The 18435-nt window shown below is 70.7% G+C and carries 15 protein-coding genes and 1 pseudogene; 5 read left to right on the top strand and 11 right to left on the bottom strand.

The genetic code is table 11. The annotated features are described in order from the left end of the window. Position 1 precedes the first annotated feature (1 nt). On the top strand, positions 2-1279 hold the full coding sequence (locus tag ACWD0Y_RS18085) for an ABC transporter substrate-binding protein (protein ID WP_450261329.1): 1278 nt from the start codon (positions 2-4) through the stop codon (positions 1277-1279). A gap of 76 nt (positions 1280-1355) precedes the next feature. On the opposite strand, the gene pssA is transcribed toward ACWD0Y_RS18085, so the two are convergent. The 9 genes from pssA to ACWD0Y_RS18040 all read right to left on the bottom strand — a co-directional run bounded on the left by pssA (position 1356) and on the right by ACWD0Y_RS18040 (position 12196). Further along, positions 1356-2174: a CDP-diacylglycerol--serine O-phosphatidyltransferase gene (gene pssA / locus ACWD0Y_RS18080; protein ID WP_450261366.1), complete on the bottom strand. Its 819-nt coding sequence runs from the start codon at positions 2172-2174 to the stop codon at positions 1356-1358. A gap of 22 nt (positions 2175-2196) precedes the next feature. Then, on the bottom strand, positions 2197-2853 hold the full coding sequence (locus tag ACWD0Y_RS18075; RefSeq protein WP_450261328.1) for a phosphatidylserine decarboxylase: 657 nt from the start codon (positions 2851-2853) through the stop codon (positions 2197-2199). Between the two features lie 170 nt (positions 2854-3023). Then, positions 3024-4229: an acyl-CoA dehydrogenase family protein gene (locus ACWD0Y_RS18070; RefSeq protein WP_450261327.1), complete on the bottom strand. Its 1206-nt coding sequence runs from the start codon at positions 4227-4229 to the stop codon at positions 3024-3026. 27 nt (positions 4230-4256) lie between these two features. Next, positions 4257-4760 (bottom strand): MaoC family dehydratase, encoded by a 504-nt coding sequence (locus ACWD0Y_RS18065; protein WP_450261326.1) that lies wholly within the window; start codon positions 4758-4760, stop codon positions 4257-4259. A 2-nt stretch (positions 4761-4762) separates the two neighbouring features. Beyond that, positions 4763-5737 carry an HpcH/HpaI aldolase/citrate lyase family protein gene (locus ACWD0Y_RS18060; RefSeq protein WP_450261325.1) on the bottom strand — a complete coding sequence of 325 codons (975 nt, stop codon included), beginning with the start codon at positions 5735-5737 and terminating at the stop codon, positions 4763-4765. Further along, positions 5734-7746, bottom strand: a complete 2013-nt coding sequence (locus tag ACWD0Y_RS18055; protein ID WP_450261324.1) for a protein meaA — start codon at positions 7744-7746, stop codon at positions 5734-5736. Before ACWD0Y_RS18055 ends, ACWD0Y_RS18060 begins: the two co-directional genes overlap by 4 nt. Continuing rightward, positions 7746-9083 (bottom strand): crotonyl-CoA carboxylase/reductase, encoded by a 1338-nt coding sequence (gene ccrA / locus ACWD0Y_RS18050; RefSeq protein ID WP_450261323.1) that lies wholly within the window; start codon positions 9081-9083, stop codon positions 7746-7748. Before ccrA ends, ACWD0Y_RS18055 begins: the two co-directional genes overlap by 1 nt. A 409-nt stretch (positions 9084-9492) precedes the next feature. Continuing rightward, entirely contained in the window at positions 9493-10335 is an 843-nt protein-coding gene (locus ACWD0Y_RS18045) for a TetR family transcriptional regulator (RefSeq protein WP_450261322.1), read from the bottom strand. A gap of 79 nt (positions 10336-10414) precedes the next feature. Continuing rightward, positions 10415-12196 carry a 3-hydroxyacyl-CoA dehydrogenase family protein gene (locus tag ACWD0Y_RS18040; RefSeq protein ID WP_450261321.1) on the bottom strand — a complete coding sequence of 594 codons (1782 nt, stop codon included), beginning with the start codon at positions 12194-12196 and terminating at the stop codon, positions 10415-10417. A 306-nt stretch (positions 12197-12502) separates the two neighbouring features. Between ACWD0Y_RS18040 and ACWD0Y_RS18035 the strand changes: the two genes are divergently transcribed. Then, positions 12503-13105: a HEAT repeat domain-containing protein gene (locus ACWD0Y_RS18035; RefSeq protein ID WP_450261320.1), complete on the top strand. Its 603-nt coding sequence runs from the start codon at positions 12503-12505 to the stop codon at positions 13103-13105. Here the strand turns inward: ACWD0Y_RS18035 and ACWD0Y_RS18030 are convergent. Both ACWD0Y_RS18030 and ACWD0Y_RS18025 read right to left on the bottom strand, forming a co-directional pair. Then, positions 13054-13635 carry an N-acetyltransferase family protein gene (locus tag ACWD0Y_RS18030; protein ID WP_450261319.1) on the bottom strand — a complete coding sequence of 194 codons (582 nt, stop codon included), beginning with the start codon at positions 13633-13635 and terminating at the stop codon, positions 13054-13056. The two genes, ACWD0Y_RS18035 and ACWD0Y_RS18030, sit on opposite strands and share 52 nt — an antisense overlap. A gap of 193 nt (positions 13636-13828) precedes the next feature. Beyond that, positions 13829-14752: an aminoglycoside phosphotransferase family protein gene (locus ACWD0Y_RS18025; protein ID WP_450261318.1), complete on the bottom strand. Its 924-nt coding sequence runs from the start codon at positions 14750-14752 to the stop codon at positions 13829-13831. Between the two features lie 248 nt (positions 14753-15000). Between ACWD0Y_RS18025 and ACWD0Y_RS18020 the strand changes: the two genes are divergently transcribed. From ACWD0Y_RS18020 to ACWD0Y_RS18010, 3 genes and pseudogenes are all read left to right on the top strand, one after another. After that, complete coding sequence (locus ACWD0Y_RS18020; protein WP_450261317.1) at positions 15001-15444, top strand: SRPBCC family protein; 444 nt, start codon at positions 15001-15003, stop codon at positions 15442-15444. Between the two features lie 168 nt (positions 15445-15612). Beyond that, positions 15613-18018 carry an MFS transporter gene (locus ACWD0Y_RS18015; RefSeq protein ID WP_450261316.1) on the top strand — a complete coding sequence of 802 codons (2406 nt, stop codon included), beginning with the start codon at positions 15613-15615 and terminating at the stop codon, positions 18016-18018. A gap of 220 nt (positions 18019-18238) precedes the next feature. Continuing rightward, positions 18239-18435 (top strand): annotated as a pseudogene (locus tag ACWD0Y_RS18010) (SAM-dependent methyltransferase); the annotation flags it as partial.

Below are 18435 nucleotides of genomic sequence, written 5' to 3'. Positions count from 1 at the left end.
GATGACCACGCGCAAGCAGGTCACCAGGACCACTGCCGCCACGCTCGCCGCGCTGCTCGCGCTGACGGCGGCCGGGTGCAGCTCGAAGGCGAAGGAAGGCGGCAAGGGCGGCGACAAGGCGGACGCCGGCGGGGTCAGGACCGGCCAGGGCGTCACGGACAAGACGATCAAGCTCGGTGCGCTGACCGACATGACCGGCGTCTACGCCTCGCTCGGCAAGAGCGTCACCCAGGCCCAGCAGCTGTACGTGAAGAAGACCAACGCCGACGGCGGCATCTGCGGCCGGAAGATCGAGCTCACGGTCCGCGACCACGGTTACGACCCGCAGAAGGCCGTCTCCGGCTACACCGAGCTGTCGCCGCAGGTCCTCGGCTTCGCCCAGTTCATCGGCTCGCCCTTCGTCGCCGCGGTCAAACAGCGCATCGACGGCCAGGACAAGGGCCTCGTCATCCCGCAGGCCTGGTCCGCCTCGCTGCTCGGCAGTCCGTACGTCCGCGTCATCGGCAACACGTACGACGTCGAGACGATCAACGCGATCGACTTCCTGATGCGGGACAAGGGCGTCAGGAAGGGCGACCGGATCGGCCACGTCTACTTCGAGGGCGACTACGGCGAGAACGCGCTCGCCGGGTCGCAGTACGCGGCGGAACAGGCCGGGCTCACGATCGTCGAGCAGAAGATCAAGCCGACCGACAACGACATGACGGCCCAGGTCGCGGCGCTCAAGAAGGCCGGGGTCAAGGGCGTCGTCATCAGTGCGGGACCGCGCCAGGCCGCCTCGTTCGTCGGGGTCGCGGCGGCGGTCGGGCTCCGGGCGCCGATCATCGGCAACAACTCGGCGTTCTCCCCGCAGCTGCTCGCCACCCAGGCCGGCCCCGCGCTGGAGAAGAGCTACTACGTGGCCTCGCCCAGCGAGCCGATCGGCACGGACACGCCGGACGCCGAGGAGCTCGTGGCGGACTACAAGGCGGCGTACCCGTCCGACGCCCTGGACAACGGCGTGGTGGCCGGCTGGACGGCGGTCTCGGCCTTCGGCGAGGCGCTGAAGAAAGCGTGCGCGTCCAAGGACCTGACCCGGGAGGGCGTCGGCAAGGCCCTGCTGACGATCGACGCCTACGACTCCGGCTTCGGCACCACCCACGACTTCACCGACCCGAAGGCGCCCTCCTCGCGCGAGACGGTCATCCTCCAGCCGGACAAGAACGTGACCGGCGGCACGAAGGTGGTCCGCGAGGCCGAGGCGTCCCAGGCCGCCCGGAGCTACACCACGGGCGGCTGACGGTCCCGCCGGCGGGAAACGGCCGAGGGCCCCGGAGCATGTGCTCCGGGGCCCTCGGCCGTACGTACGGTCACGCCTACGGCAGCTGCGCCGCACGCGCCACGCGGCGGTTGTCGCGGAACGTGTTCACACGCCGCGCCGTCGCGAAGAGCGGGATCACCGCGCCCAGGACCACCTGGAGCGCGCAGCCGGTCGCCAGCAGGACCTGGCCGCCCGGGGCGTCGAACGCCCAGGCCGCCAGCAGACCCATCGCGCCCACGATCCAGGCGAGCATCGCCACCGCGAGGACGCCCCGCGGCTTCGGGTACTCGACCCGGCTCACCATCAGCCACGCGACGCCGACGATGGCGAGCAGCGTGGGGATGAAGGGGAGCTCCAGCAGCACGATCGAGACGACCGTCAGCGCGCCGAAGGGGCTCGGCATGCCCTGGAACATGCCGTCCTTCATCGTCACGCAGGAGAATCTGGCGAGCCGCAGGACCACCGCCAGCAGCACCACGATCGCCGCCAGCGCCGAAACCCGCTGGTGGGCGTCGTCCGCGACCATTCCGTACACCAGCACGAAATAGGCCGGGGCGAGTCCGAAGCTGATCAGGTCGGAGAGGTTGTCCAGCTCCGCGCCCATCGGCGAGCTGCGCAGCTTGCGCGCCACGAGCCCGTCGCAGAGGTCGAAGATCGCCGCGAGGAGCATCAGGATCACGGCGGTCGCGGCGCTGTGCCGCGCCATGCCGGTCTCCTGGCTGCCCTGGAGGTGCGGGATGAGGATTCCGGTGGTGGTGAAGTACACCGCCATGAATCCGCAGGTCGCGTTGCCGAGGGTGAGCGTGTCCGCTATCGACAGCCGCAGGGAGAGCGGCATGTCCTCGGCGTCGGTCTCCTCCTCGGCCTCGGGCACCCAGCCGGCCTGTGTCTCGGAATCAGTCACGGTCAATGCGAGTCACCCCCGCGGTGGTGACCTGACCGACCTCGACATCGGCCTCGACACCTTCGGGAAGGTAGATGTCGACGCGCGAACCGAAGCGGATCAGGCCGATGCGCTGGCCCTGCTCGACCTTCGTGCCCTGCGGCACGTACGGGACGATGCGACGCGCGACCGCGCCGGCGATCTGCACCATCTCGATGTCACCGAGCTCGGTGTCGAAGTGCCAGACAACGCGCTCGTTGTTCTCGCTCTCCTTGTTGAACGCCGGCACGAACCCGCCGGGGATGTGCTCGACCGACGTCACCGTGCCCGCGAGGGGCGCGCGGTTCACGTGGACGTTGAGCGGGCTCATGAAGATCGCGACGCGGGTACGTCCGTCCTTCCACGGCATGATGCTCTGCACCACTCCGTCGGCCGGGGAGATGACCCGGCCCTGAGTGATCTCGCGCTCGGGATCGCGGAAGAACCACAGCATGCCCGCCGCGAGCGCGGTGGTGGGCACGGCGACGGCGGCCCAGCGGCCGGACTTGCGGGCCCGGGCGAGGCTGAGCGCCGCGGTGGCGACGGTCGGCAGAAGCCACGGCGATGCTCCGCGAGCAAGGCGTCCCTGGAGGAGGCCGTCGCGTGATGCAGAGGTTTGGCTGTGGGGCATGGATGACCTTCGTAGCGGATGATGCCGCGCTGGCAACAGGGGGACGGCGGCTTACCGGCGATGGTAGCGGTTGCGGGGCGCAACTGGGCAAGCCAGAAGACGAGTCGGAGGCCTGAAGACGATGACAGGGTGTGATCTTTTTCGCGGCAATTTCCCCCCGAAAGGGGCAATCAGCCCTGGAATCGGTACTCTTCGAGGAGTCGCCGACCGATGATCATTTTCTGGATCTCGGCGGTACCTTCACCGATGAGCAGCATCGGCGCCTCGCGGTAGAGGCGCTCGATCTCGTACTCCTTCGAGAACCCGTAGCCACCGTGGATACGGAAGGCGTCCTCGACGACTTCCTTGCAGTACTCGGAGGCGAGGTACTTCGCCATCCCTGCCTCTAGGTCGTTTCGTTCCCCGGAGTCCTTTTTGCGTGCTGCATTCACCATCATGGCATGGGCGGCCTCGACCTTGGTAGCCATCTCGGCCAGCTTGAACTGAATCGCCTGGTGCTGGGCGATCGGCTTGCCGAAAGTCTGACGTTGCTGGGCATACGAGACACCCAGCTCGAACGCACGGTGCGCGACGCCGCAACCACGCGCCGCCACATTGACGCGGCCGACCTCGACGCCGTCCATCATTTGGTAAAACCCTCGGCCGGTTGTCCCACCGAGTACACGATTGGCCGGAATGCGCAGTCCGTCCATGATCAGTTCGGTGGTGTCGACGCCCTTGTAGCCCATCTTGTCGATCTTCCCGGGGATGGTCAGGCCCGGACGGACCTCACCGAAGCCCGGTTCCTTCTCCACCAGGAAGGTCGTCATCTGCTTGTGCGGGGCCGTGCCCTCGGGGAGACCCTCGTCACTGCGGCACAGCACCGCGACGAGCGTGGACGAGCCGCCGTTCGTCAGCCACATCTTCTGGCCGTTCAGGACGTACTCGTCACCGTCCTTCACGCCCTTCGACGTGATGGCCGACACGTCGGAGCCGAGCGCCGGCTCCGACATCGAGAACGCGCCGCGCACCTCGCCCAGCGCCATGCGCGGCAGGAACGTGTCCTTCTGCTCCTGGGTGCCGTGCTGCTTGAGCATGTACGCCACGATGAAGTGCGTGTTGATGATCCCGGAGACGCTCATCCAGCCACGGGCTATCTCCTCCACGCACAGCGCGTAGGTGAGAAGGGACTCGCCCAGACCCCCGTACTCCTCGGGGATCATCAGCCCGAACAGGCCGAGCTCCTTGAGACCCTCGACGATCTCCGTCGGGTACTCGTCGCGGTGCTCCAGTTCGGTCGCGACAGGGATGATCTCCTTGTCGACGAAGTTCCTGACGGTGGCCAGGATCTCCTGCTGGATGTCGGTCAGACCGGCGGTCTGGGCGAGACGGGCCATGGCTACTTCTCCTGCGTCTTCACGTGGTCAGTTGGATGCCGTCGGGCGGCCGGGCTGCTCGCCGCCGCGCTCCTTGATGTACGTCTCGGTCGGGACCATCACCTTGCGCCGGAACACGCAGACGACGGTGCCGTCCTGCTTGTAGCCCTTCGTCTCGACGTAGACGATCCCGCGGTCGCTCTTGGACTTCGACGGCGTCTTGTCGAGGACGGTCGTCTCGCCGTAGATCGTGTCGCCGTGGAAGGTCGGCGCGATGTGCCTGAGCGACTCGACCTCCAGGTTGGCGATGGCCTTCCCGGAGACGTCCGGCACCGACATGCCGAGCAGCAGCGAGTAGACGTAGTTGCCGACGACGACGTTCTTGCCGAAGTCGGTCGTCTTCCCGGCGTAATTGCTGTCCATGTGCAGCGGGTGGTGGTTCATGGTGAGGAGGCAGAAGAGGTGGTCGTCGTACTCCGTGACCGTCTTCCCGGGCCAGTGCTTGTAGACGGCACCGACCTCGAACTCCTCGTACGTGCGTCCGAACTGCATGATCAGGCCTCCGGGGCTTCGAACTTGGAGGTGCGCCGCATGCCGGCCGCGCGTCCCTTGCCGGAGATGACCAGCGCCATCTTGCGGCTGGCCTCGTCGATCATCTCGTCGCCGAGCATCGCGGAGCCCTTCTTGCCGCCCGCCTCGGACGTGCACCACTCGTACGCGTCGAGAATCATCTCGGCGTGGTCGTAGTCCTCCTGCGAGGGCGAGAACACCTCGTTGGCCGCGTCGACCTGACCGGGGTGCAGCACCCACTTGCCGTCGAAGCCCAGCGCCGCCGCACGGCCCGCGACCTCGCGGTACGCGTCCACGTCGCGGATCTGGAGGAACGGGCCGTCGATCGCCTGGAGGTCGTGCGTACGGGCCGCCATCAGGATGCGCATCAGGATGTAGTGGTAGGCGTCGGCGCCGTAGCCGGGCGGCTGCATGCCGACGACCAGCGTCTTCATGTTGATCGACGCCATGAAGTCGGCCGGGCCGAAGATGATCGTCTCCAGGCGCGGCGAGGCGGCGGCGATCTCGTCGACGTTCACCAGGCCCTTGGCGTTCTCGATCTGCGCCTCGATGCCGATCCTGCCGACCTCGAAGCCCATCGTCTTCTCGATCTGGGTGAGGAGGAGGTCGAGCGCGACGACCTGCTGGGCGTCCTGGACCTTCGGCAGCATGATGCAGTCGAGGTTCGGGCCCGCGCCCTCGACGACCGTGATGACATCGCGGTACGTCCAGTGGGTCGTCCAGTCGTTGACCCGCACGACCCGGGTCTTGCCCGTCCAGTCGCCGTTGTTCAGCGCGTCGACGATGGTGTGCCGGGCGCCCTCCTTGGCGAGCGGCGCGCACGCGTCCTCCAGGTCGAGGAAGACCTGGTCGGCCGGCAGGCCCTGGGCCTTCTCCAGGAAGCGCGGGTTCGAGCCGGGCACGGCGAGACAGGAGCGGCGCGGGCGCAGGCGGTCGACGGCGGGCGTGGGCGTGGTCATGCGGAGACCTCCAGGGGGTCGAGCTTGTTCGCTGTGCGGATCTCGTCGACGATACGGCCGATGATCTCCGTGATCCCGAAGTCCTTCGGGGTGAAAACCGCGGCCACTCCGGCAGCGCGCAGTGCCTCGGCGTCCGCCGGCGGGATGATCCCGCCGGCGATCACCGGAATGTCGGTGGCGCCGGCCTCCCGGAGCCGTACCAGCACGTCGGGCACCAGCTCGGCGTGCGAGCCGGACAGGATGGACAGACCGACGCAGTGCACGTCCTCGGCGAGGGCGGCGCTCACGATCTGCTCGGGGGTGAGCCGGATGCCCTGGTAGACCACCTCGAAGCCCGCGTCGCGGGCCCGTACGGCGATCTGCTCGGCGCCGTTGGAGTGGCCGTCCAGGCCGGGCTTGCCGACCAGCAGGCGCAGCCTTCCCGAGCCGAGCTCGTCGGCCGTACGGGCCACCTTCTCCCGTACATACGCGAGCGGGGTGCCCGCCTCGGCGGTGACCGCGACCGGGGCGCTGCTCACACCGGTCGGCGCGCGGAACTCGCCGAAGACGTCCCGCAGTGCCCACGACCACTCGCCGGTGGTGACGCCCGCGCGGGCGCACTCGACTGTGGGGCCCATCAGGTTCTCGGTACCGGCCGCGGCCTTCTTGAGGGCCGCCAGGGCCTCGGACGCGCGCGCCTCGTCGCGGTTGTCGCGCCACTCGTGGAGCTTGGCGACGACGCGGGCCTCGTTGGCCGGGTCGACCGTCATGATCGCGCCGTCCAGGTCCGCGGTGAGCGGGCTGGGCGCGGTCGACTCGTAGCAGTTGACGCCGACGATCTTCTCCTCGCCCGACTCGATGCGGGCGCGGCGCTCCGCGTGCGAGGAGACCAGCTGCGACTTGAGGTAGCCGGACTCGACGGCCGCCATCGCGCCGCCCATCTCCGCGATGCGGTCCATCTCGGCGAAGGACTCGGCGACGAGCGCCTCCACCTTGGCCTCGACGACGTGCGACCCGGCGAAGATGTCCTCGTACTCCAGCAGGTCGCTCTCCAGGGCGAGCACCTGCTGGATGCGCAGCGACCACTGCTGGTCCCAGGGGCGGGGGAGCCCGAGCGCCTCGTTCCAGGCGGGGAGCTGCACGGCGCGGGCCCGGGCGTCCTTGGAGAGGGTGACGGCCAGCATCTCCAGGACGATGCGCTGGACGTTGTTCTCCGGCTGTGCCTCGGTCAGACCGAGGGAGTTGACCTGCACGCCGTAGCGGAAGCGGCGCTGCTTGGCGTCCTCGATGCCGTACCGCTCGCGCGTGACCTTGTCCCAGATGCGGCCGAAGGCGCGCATCTTGCACATCTCCTCGACGAAGCGGACGCCCGCGTTGACGAAGAAGGAGATGCGGGCGACGACGTCCCCGAACTTCTCCGGCTCCACCTGACCGCTGTCCCGTACGGCGTCGAGGACGGCGATGGCCGTGCTCATCGCGTACGCGATCTCCTGGACCGGCGTGGCGCCGGCCTCCTGGAGGTGGTAGCTGCAGATGTTGATCGGGTTCCACTTGGGGATGTGGTTCACCGTGTAGGTGATCATGTCCGTCGTCAGGCGCAGGCTCGGCACCGGCGGGAAGACGTGCGTCCCGCGCGACAGGTACTCCTTGACGATGTCGTTCTGCGTCGTCCCCTGGAGCCTGGTGATGTCGGCGCCCTGCTCCTCCGCGACCACCTGGTACATCGCCAGCAGCCACATGGCGGTGGCGTTGATGGTCATGGAGGTGTTCATCTGCTCCAGGGGGATGTCCTGGAACAGCCGGCGCATGTCACCGAGGTGGGACACCGGGACCCCGACCCGGCCGACCTCGCCGCGGGCGAGGATGTGGTCGGGGTCGTAGCCGGTCTGCGTCGGAAGGTCGAACGCGACCGACAGGCCGGTCTGGCCCTTGGCGAGGTTGTTGCGGTACAGCTCGTTGGACGCCTCGGCGGTCGAGTGGCCTGCGTACGTCCGCATGAGCCAGGGCCGGTCCTTCCGACGCTCACTCATCAGACGTCCCGGAAGCGGTTGATCGCGTCGATGTGCTGCTCGCGCAGCTCGTGGTCGCGGACGCCGAGACCCTCGCGGGGCGCCAGGGCCAGCACACCGACCTTGCCCTGGTGCAGGTTGCGGTGGACGTCGTACGCCGCCTGGCCGGTGTCCTCCAGGGAGTACACCTTCGACAGGGTGGGGTGGATCTTGCCCTTGGCGATCAGGCGGTTGGCCTCCCACGCCTCGCGGTAGTTCGCGAAGTGCGAGCCGATGATGCGCTTCAGCGACATCCACAGGTAGCGGTTGTCGTACTCGTGCATGTAGCCCGAGGTCGAGGCGCAGGTGGTGATCGTGCCGCCCTTGCGGGTGACGTACACGGACGCGCCGAAGGTCTCGCGGCCGGGGTGCTCGAAGACGATGTCGATGTCCTCGCCGCCGGTGAGCTCGCGGATGCGCTTGCCGAAGCGCTTCCACTCCTTGGGGTCCTGGGTGCGCTCGTCCTTCCAGAACTTGTAGCCCTCGGCGTTGCGGTCGATGATCGCCTCGGCGCCCATCGCGCGGCAGATGTCCGCTTTCTGGTCGCTGGAGACGACACAGATCGGGTTGGCGCCGCCGGCCAGCGCGAACTGGGTGGCGTACGAACCGAGTCCGCCGCTCGCGCCCCAGATCAGCACGTTGTCGCCCTGCTTCATGCCGGCGCCGTTGCGCGAGACGAGCTGGCGGTACGCCGTCGAGTTGACCAGGCCGGGGGCCGCCGCCTCCTCCCAGCTGAGGTGGCCCGGCTTGGGCATCAGCTGGTTGGACTTGACGAGTGCGATCTCCGCCAGGCCGCCGAAGTTGGTCTCGAAGCCCCAGATGCGCTGCTCGGGGTCGAGCATCGTGTCGTTGTGGCCGTCGGACGACTCCAGCTCGACGGACAGGCAGTGCGCGACGACCTCGTCGCCGGGCTTCCAGGCGTTCACGCCGGGGCCGGTGCGCAGGACGACGCCCGCGAGGTCGGAGCCGATGACGTGGTACGGGAGGTCGTGGCGCTTGCTCAGGTCGCTGAGCTTGCCGTACCGCTCCAGGAAGCCGAAGGTCGAGACCGGCTCGAAGATCGAGGTCCAGACGGAGTTGTAGTTGACCGAGCTGGCCATGACCGCCACCAGGGCCTCGCCCGGACCGAGCTCGGGCACCGGCACGTCCTCCACGTGGAGGGACTTGCGGGGGTCCTTGTCGCGGCTGGCGACGCCGGCGAACATCTCGGCCTCGTCCTTGTGCACGGTCACCGCGCGGTACGACTCGGGGACGGACAGGGCCGCGAAGTCTGCGGCGGAACTGTCCTGCGACTGGATCGCGTCCAGGATTTCCTTCACGGGGTGCCTCCGGCGAAGCGCGTCCTCGGGGGAACGCTATGAGGGGGAACGTCGGGGTGCTGCTGTGGAGGTGTGCCGTCGGTTCGGCGGTGGTGCGGGTTTTCGGCAGCGCGGGTAGCGCGGGAGGTTGCCTGTGACGCAGGCGTCCGGGCGCGCAGGCACATGGCTTGCGGGGACAGCCGGCGTACGGGAGATCACTGCACGCCGGCCGCCCGGACAACATCAACGTATGACACCCCGTGCCACGTGACAAGACACTGAGTGCCAACAATTTCTCTCACTTGTCACCTCGCCGTCACATGTGAGCGATGATCGATCGATTTGGATTCATCAGAGCACGTGAAGACGCCGCCCGCCTCCCGGCTTCCGGGGGCGGACGGCGTCTTCGTCCGGTGGTGGACCTGTCCGGTCAGTTCTGTTTGAGCGCTCGCTCGATCGTGCGCATGACCTCGTCCAGGGGCGCGTCCGTGCGGGCCACCGTCACCAGCACGTCGCCGCTCACCGAGGCCGACGCCGGCTGAGCCTGCTTCGGACGGGCCGCCGAGCGGCCCGCGCCGATGCCGGTGCCGAAGGTGTCGCGGACGATCGAGAACGCGTGGTCCAGCTGCGCCTCCACGTCGCCCTGGCCGCCCGCCCGCAGCCACCGCCGCAGCACGTGGTTGTGGGCCGTCACCACGGCGGAGGCGGCCACCTCCGCCAGCAGCGGGTCGTCGTTGTCGTCGTGGTGGTCGTGTTCGTCGAAGTGGCCCAGCAGGTAACGCGTGAACAGCCGCTCGTAGCGGGCCACCGAGGCGATCTCCGCCTCGCGGAGCGTGGGGACCTCACGGGTGAGCTTGTAGCGGGCGACGGAGACCGCGGGGGACGCCGCGTACATCCGCATGACTTCCTTGATGCCCCGGCAGACGGTGTCGAGCGGGTGCTCGTGCGGGGACGCCGCGTTGAGGACCGCCTCGGCGCGCACCAGCGTGTCGTCGTGGTCCGGGAAGATCGCCTCTTCCTTGGAGCGGAAGTGCCGGAAGAAGGTCCGGCGGGCGACCCCGCCGGCGGCGGCGATCTCGTCGACGGTCGTCGCCTCGTACCCCTTCGTCGCGAACAGCTCCATCGCCGCCGCCGACAGCTCGCGGCGCATCTTGAGCCGCTGCGCCGCCGCGCGGCTGCCCGCGGCGCTTTCGGGCGCGTCGGACGCGGAGCTCGTACGGGACGGCCGTCGGGGGGAGTCAGCGGGCTGGGACATGCTCCGAACGTACTGCATCTGCGCAGGAGAGCGCGCCTGTGGGTGCGGACTGCCGGCCGGCTCCAGCAGCCCGCCCCATCCGGTCACACCCTCCCGCTCAGCGCCCGGCATACTCCCGGAAGCCGCGCCCCGTCTTGCGGCCGAGGCACCCCGCCGCCACCAGGTGTTCGAGCAGCGGCGCCGGCGCCAGGCCCGGGTCGCGGAACTCGCGGTGCAGGACCTGCTCGATGGCGAGGGAGACGTCGAGGCCGACCACGTCGAGGAGCTCGAAGGGGCCCATCGGGTAGCCGCCGCCCAGCTTCATCGCGGCGTCGATGTCGTCCAGCGACGCGTAGTGCTGCTCCACCATCTTGACCGCGTTGTTCAGGTACGGGAAGAGCAGCGCGTTCACGATGAACCCGGCCCGGTCGCCGCAGTCCACGGGGTGCTTGCGGACCTTCCCGCACACCTCGCGGACGGTCGCGTGGACCTCGTCCGAGGTGAGGACCGTACGGACCACCTCGACCAGCTTCATCGCGGGCGCCGGGTTGAAGAAGTGCATCCCGACGACGTCCTGCGGGCGCGAGGTCGCGCGGGCGCAGGCGACGACGGGCAGCGAGGACGTGGTCGTGGCGAGCACCGCGCCCGGCTTGCAGACCTTGTCGAGCGTCGCGAAGAGCTGCTGCTTGACCTCCAGGTCCTCCGCGACCGCCTCCACCGCCAGGTCGACGTCGGCGAACGCGTCGAGCGAGTCGGCGGGAGCGACCCTGCCCAGGGCCTCCTCGCGCGCCTCGGCCGTCATCCGGCCCTTGTCGACAGAGCGGGCAAGGGACTTGGCGATACGGGCCTTCGCCTTGTCCGCCTTCTCCTGGCTCCGGGCCGCGAGCACCACCTCGTACCCGGCCTTCGCGAACACCTCCGCGATGCCGGACGCCATGGTCCCGGAGCCGGCGACCCCCACCGACCGCACCGGCCGGCCGACGGCGGCGTCCGCGGACTCCCGGGGGGTGAGCGCGTCGGGCACCACTTCCTGGCTGCCGGCCGCCGCGTACGTGTAGAAGCCGCGGCCCGACTTGCGCCCGTGCAGCCCCGCCTCGCTGAGCTGCTTCAGGACGGGGGCGGGCGCGTGCAGCCGGTCGTGGGACTCGGAGTACATCGCTTCCAGGACCGTGCGGGCCGTGTCGACGCCGATCAGGTCGAGCAGGGCGAGGGGGCCCATCGGCAGGCCGCAGCCCAGCCGCATCGCGGCGTCGATGTCCTCGCGGGACGCGTACTTGGCCTCGTACATCGCGGCGGCCTGGTTGAGGTAGCCGAAGAGCAGGCCGTCGGCGACGAAACCGGGCCGGTCGCCGATCGCGACCGGTTCCTTGCCCAGATCCCGGGCGAGCGCGGTGACGGCCTCGACCGCCTGCGGCGCGGTGAGCACCGAGGAGACGATCTCGACCAGCTTCATCGCGGGCGCCGGGTTGAAGAAGTGCAGGCCCAGCACGCGCTCGGGACGCGCCGAATCGGCGGCGAGACGGGTCACGGACAGCGCGTTCGTGCCGGTGGCCAGGACCGTCGTGGGGCGCACGATGGAGTCGAGGGCGCGGAAGACCTGCTGCTTGGCCTCGTACGACTCGGGCACGACCTCGATCACGAGATCGGCGTCCGCGACGGCCTGGAGGTCGGAGAAGGTACGGAAACGGGCGAGGGCGTCCCGCCGCTCCTCGTCGGTCATGCGCCCGCGCTCCACCGCGCGGGCGGTGGAGGCTTCGAGCGAGGAGACGGCCTGCCGGGCGGCTGCTTCGCTGATGTCGATGCCGATGACTTCACGGCCGGCGCGGGCGAGGACCTCGGCGATGCCGGTGCCCATGGTGCCGAGACCGACCACGGCGACAGTACGGAGAGGGATGTCCATCAGGGGACTCCAGAGAATGAGTGACGACTGAGGGGCGCACGGTGCGGAAGAGTCGCGAATCGCGTGCGGAAAGCGCAGGTCGTAGTGCGAGGGCCGACGGACCCTGTCCCGGAGTCACGTCGCGGAGAAAAACACCGAACCGACAAAGCACTCGGGCGGCTGCGTCACCAGGCCGCCACGAGGTGGTCAATCAGCGGGGGGTGGCCCGCTCACTTGAGGGTAACCGGCCAGTAACGAGCGCGCCAGCCCTGGAGAGACCTGGCGGGATGTGATCTGGGACGCCCGGTGCGCTTATACGCTGACGCCATGGACGAGGAGCTGCGGTCGCTCATGGACCGGGTGCGGGGCGAGGCACGGGGCGGGGCGGACGCGGGGACGGAGGCCGGGGCGGACGGTTTCGCGGCGTACGAGCGGCTGTTCGCCACCGAGGACCTGGACGAGCTCGCCCTGGTGCTCACCGAGGCCGAACGGCCCCTGTGGGCCCGCGAGACCGCCGCCTTCCGCCTCGGCTGCGCCGGTGACCGGCGGGCCTTCGAGACGCTGGTACTGCTCCTCAACCACCGCGATCCCGAGCGGTGCGTCACCGCCGCGTACGCGCTGGCGCGCCTCGGCGACCCGCGCACCGCCCGCGCCGCCGCCGCGCTCGCCACCAACCCGCTGCGCACCGCGTACGCGCTGCACCCGGTGCGGCTGCTCACCGAGCTCCGGGCGCCCGAGACCGTACCCGCGCTGATCACCACCCTGCGCGGGCTGCTCGCGCCGGGCAACCCGCACTGGCGGGTGGCGCTCGCCTGCGTCGAGGGCCTGGGGAAACTGCGGGACGCGCGGGCGCGGCCGGTGCTCGAAGCGGCGCTGGGTCACCCGCGTCTGACGGCCGCCGCGTCCGCCGCGCTCAGCCGCCTCGCGTAACGCGTCTCGGGGACGGCGACGCCCCGCACGTCGAAGGACGCCTCGGCGCCGTCGGGCACGAAGCCCGCCTTCTCGTAGAAGCGGCGGGCGAGGGCGTTCTCCGTGAGGACCCACAGCAGCATGCGCGGGTGGCCGTCGGTGGCGGCGCGGGCGAGCAGCTCGGCCGTCAGGGCGCGGCCGGCGCCGGTCGAGCGGTGCTCCGGCAGGACGTAGAGGGCGTACAGCTCGGCGCCGGTGGCCGGCTTCCCCTCGTCGCGGTACGGCCCGTAGCAGCCCCAGCCGATCACCTGACCGTCGCGCTCGGCGACCACATTGCGGCCCGCGCCCGCGCCCGCACCCGTGCCCGCGGCCTCGGCTTCGGCGAGATGCGCGCGGCGCCGCGCGGCGTCCTCCTCGACGCTCATCGCGTCGAGGTGGGCCTGGGGGATCATCCCGGCGTACGCCGACTGCCATCCCCGCACCCGCACGCGGGCGACGGCCTCGCAGTCGCCGATGGTCATGTCCCGCAGGTGTGTGCCGCCGCTGCTCATGGGGCCGCACTGTATCCAGGGCCGGACGGGCAAAGCAGCCGGTTATCGCCACGAACCGGCCGGAGCCCCGGACGGCGCGGCGGCAACCGCCGCCGTGGGAAAGGCCGTTGGGAGCGTTCCCCGGGTACTGGCGTGCCCAGGGCGCTGCCGACGTGCGGCGGCGGCGTCCCTCGCCCGCCGGCGGCAGTCCGCGTCAGCCGCCGGTTCCCCGGCCGGCCCGTGCCGCGCAGCCGTGATCGGCGAAGACTTCACGGATCACGTGCCGCGCGCCGGCCGCGAGCACCGGGTTCGTGTTCCGGTAGTACGGAAGCTGGATGAGCGCGATCGACAGGGCCCATCCGCGGCCGCGCGCCCAGGTCGCGTCATCGGCCCGCAGGGCCTCGCGGAAGACGCCGCGCGCTTCGGCGGGCAGCAGGTTCCACGCCACGATCAGGTCGACGGAGGGGTCGCCGACGCCCGCGGCCCCGAAGTCGATGACGGCGCTGAGCCGTCCACGGTCGACCAGTACGTTCCCGGGCGACAGGTCACCGTGGGACCAGGCGGCCGGCCCGGACCACTCGGGGATCCGCAGGGCCTCCTCCCACGCGGCGGTCGCCGCTTCGGTGTCGATGATTCCGTGCAGCTCCCCGATCGCCGCGCGCGTCGGGGCGTCCCGCGCCGCCAGCGGAACCCCCCGGCTCGACGGTGGCCCGCCCACGGGGTCGATCTCCCGCAGCGCGGTGACGAACTTCCCCAGGTCCCCGGCGAGCAGGCCGGGTTCCGCGACGCGGCCGGCGACGGGGTTCCCGCCCTCCAGCCAGCGGTAGACGGACCAGCTCCAGGGATAGCCCTCGGCGGGCCCGCCCTTCCCGAGCGGGGCCGGAACGGCGACCGGAAGGTGCGGAGCGAGCCGCGGCAGCCACCGCTGTTCCCCCTCCACGTCGCCGGCGGCCCCTTCCCTGCGGGGGAGCCGGACGGCCATGTCCTCGCCGAGCCGGTACATGGCGTTCTCCGTGCCGGAGGAGACGACGGGCTCCACGGGAAGGTCCGCCCACTGCGGGAACTGCCCGTCGACCAGGCGCCGTACGAGAGATACGTCGATGTCTGCCTCGTCGGCATGCATCCGGACAGCGGACATGAGCACCTTCCGGACTCGGGGCGGGGCCACCGCGCGACGGCTGCTTCACGCGGCGGCCGGTGTTCATACCACCGTTCAGCAGGTGGTGTGTCGACTCATTTTGCCGCCGTACCCCCGGCCCGCGGGCGCGGAAAGGCCGGCCGGGGGGCCGCTGACGGGTCTCTGCCGCGGCCCCGATTTTGGGCGGCCCCACCGGAGGTGGTTGGGTAAGCCGCACCCTTGAAAACCCAAGTGCTGGAGGAACAGGCATGGCGCAGGTCGAGGCCACCACGGAGCGGATCATCGCGGCGGATGCGGAGACGGTGTTCGACACGCTGGCCGACTACAGCGGCTCGCGCGGAAAGCTCCTGCCCGAGCACTTCTCCGAGTACGAGGTGCGCGAGGGCGGCGACGGCGAGGGCACCCTCGTGCACTGGAAGCTCCAGGCCACCAGCAAGCGCGTCCGCGACTGCCTGCTCGAAGTGACCGAGCCGACCGACGGGCAGCTCGTCGAGAAGGACCGCAACTCGTCCATGGTCACCACCTGGACCGTCACCCCGGCCGGCGAGGGCAGGTCGAAGGCCGTCGTCACCACCGTCTGGGACGGCGCCGGCGGCATCGGCGGCTTCTTCGAGAGGACTTTCGCGCCCAAGGGCCTCGGCCGGATCTACGACGTCCTGCTCGCCAACCTCGCCGCCGAGGTCGAGAAGTAGCCCGTCACCGGTTCGAGTGGTCTTCCCCGCGCGCCGGTTGTGCGCCGCAGGGGCTCCCACCGGGGGTGAAGCCGCCCGCGTACGCCTCCCTCCTCAATCGCCCCGCTTGCTCCCAGTTGTCGCGTAATGCGAGAAAAGGGCGGCGCAGTGCGACGAGGGGAGCAGTACGTGGGCGGGATCACTCTGGCGAAGACGGCGGCGGCCGGGGCCGTTGAGCCGCCGCCACCCCCGGTCCAACTCGCCCCCGCGGAAAGGGCCGAGGACCGGCCCCTCAGCCCGCGCCGCGTCCGGCTGGTCTTCTTCGGGCTGATGCTCGCGCTGCTCCTCGCGGCGCTGGAGCAGATGATCGTGGCCACCGCCCTGCCGAAGATCGTCGGCGAACTCCAGGGCCTGGACCGGATGTCGTGGGCGATCACCGCCTACCTGCTCACCGCCACGATCGGTCTCCCGGTCTACGGAAAACTGGGCGATCTGTTCGGCCGCAAAGGCGTCTTCCAGTTCGCCATCGTCATCTTCGTCGTCGGTTCGGCGCTGGCCGGCTGGTCGCGCACCATGGACCAGCTCATCGCCTTCCGCGCCATCCAGGGCATCGGCGCCGGCGGTCTCATGATCGGTGTCCAGGCGATCATCGCCGACATCGTGCCGCCCCGGGACCGCGGCCGCTTCATGGGGCTCATCGGCGCCGCCTTCGGCCTCGCGTCGGTGGCGGGGCCGCTGCTCGGCGGGTTCTTCACCGACCACGCGTCCTGGCGCTGGTGCTTCTACATCAACGTCCCGTTCGGGCTGGTGACCATGGCCGTCATCGCCGTCGTACTGAAGCTCCCGAAGCCGGGCGTACGGCCGCGCCTCGACGTACTCGGCGCGCTGCTGCTCGCCGCCGCGTCCACCTGTCTGGTCCTGCTCACCAGCTGGGGCGGTACGGAGTACGCCTGGGACTCGCGGGTCATCCTCGGCCTCGCCGCGGGGGCCGCCGGAACGACCCTGCTGTTCGTCGTCGCCGAGCACTACGCGCCCGAACCCCTCATGCCGCTGCGGCTGTTCCGCGACTCGGTCTTCACGGTCACCGGACTCGTCGGCGCGGTCGTCGGCATCGCGCTCTTCGGCGCCGCCAGCTACCTGCCGACGTTCCTCCAGATGGTCGACGGCGCCAGCGCGACGGAGTCCGGACTGCTGATGCTGCCGATGATGGGCGGTGTGGTCGTCGCCTCGATCGTCTCGGGACTCCTCATCAGCCGCACCGGCCGCTACCGCGTCTACCCGGTCGCCGGCAGCGCCTGCTCGGTGCTCGGCATGTGGCTGCTGTCCCGGCTGGAGGCCGACACCTCGCGGCTGCACTACAGCGTCTGGATGGCCGTACTGGGCACGGGCATCGGCCTGGTCATGCCGGTGCTCATCCTCGCCGTGCAGAACTCCGTGCCCCCGGCCGACCTGGGCACCGCCACCAGCGCCAACAACTACTTCCGGCAGATCGGCGGCAGCGTCGGCGCCGCGGTCTTCGGCACCCTCTTCGCGAACCGGCTCGGCGACGCCCTCGCCGAGCGGCTGCCCGCGGGCACCGGCCTCCCCGATCCGGCGGGCATCACGCCCCAGCTCGTGCACGCCATGGAGCCCGCGCTGCGCGACGCCTACATCGGGGCGTACGCCGAGGCGATGCCGCGGATCTTCCTCTACCTCGTGCCGGTGCTCGTCCTCGGCCTGCTCATCGCCTGCTTCCTCAAGGAGAAACCGCTGGTGTCCCACAACGCCCCCGCAGCCGAGCCCTCCACGATCCCCACGGCCCGGGCCGCCGCCCCGTACCCTGCCGCCCCCTGCCCGGCGGGCGTGCCCGTCTGCGGCACCGTCCAGCACCACGACGGCAGCGTCGTGCCGCGCGCCGCCCTCACCCTCATCGACGGGTCGGGGCGCCAGGTCGGGCGCGGCGCGAGCGGTGACGACGGGCGGTACGCGCTGAGCGTGGCCGGATCGGGGTCGTACGTGATGATCGCGGCGGCCGGCGGGCACCAGCCGCAGGCCGTCACCGTCACCGTCGGCGAACGACCCGTCGAACTCGACGTGGTGCTCGGCGGTGCGGGCCGCCTCGCCGGGACCGTGCGCACCGCGGACGGGACACCGGTGCCCGGCGCCGCCGTGACGCTCACCGACGTACGCGGAGAGGTCGTCGCGTCGACGCGCAGCGGCCGCGAAGGCGGTTATGTGATCACGGAGCTGGTGGCGGGGGAGTACACCCTGGCGGGGAGCGCCCCGGCGTTCCGGCCCGCCGCGCTGCCGGTGAGCGTGCAGGCCTCGCGGGAGACCAGGCAGGACATCGAACTGGCGGGCGGCGCGATGCTGCGCGGCACCGTACGCGCGACCGGTGGCCGGCCCGTCGAGGACGCCCGGGTGACGCTGCTCGACGCCGGGGGCAACGTGGTGGACACGCTCACCACGGGGCCCGACGGCACGTTCCGCTTCATCGACCTGTCGTCCGGCGAGTACACGGTGATCGCCGCGGGCTACCCGCCGGTCGCCACCGTGCTCCAGGTCGCCGGCGGCGGACGGACCGAACGCGACCTGCAGCTCGGCCACGCGGACTGACCTTCGCGCGGGCCTCGGACCGCGGGCCCGCACGGCCTGCCGCGTCACCGCTCCACGCTTCGCCCCCGGGTCCGTGACCCGGGGGCGAAGCGGCTGGTCGTGGGCCGTTCGGAGTGGCGCCGGAGGGTCGCGGGCGCGCTGGGGCGGGGCGGGACCGGTGTCCGGTCCTACGCTGGGCCCGGCCCCGGTGCGGGGCGCCGGTGGACCCACGGGAGAAACGATGCCGGAGCAGGGCCGCGAGCCGGCCGACGCGCAGCGCGGGCAGTGGCAGCGGACGTACGCCGACCACCCGCGGATGTACGGGGACGCCCCCTCCGCAGCCGCGGTCCATGCCGCCGCGGTGTTCCGTGTGGCCGGCGCGCAGGACGTGCTGGAGCTGGGGGCGGGGCACGGGCGCGACGCCCTGTACTTCGCCGG

It is taken from the genome of Streptomyces altiplanensis (genome assembly GCF_053591575.1).
The sequence above is the reverse complement of the archived record's forward strand: the minus strand, read 5'-3'. Positions and strand labels throughout refer to the sequence as shown.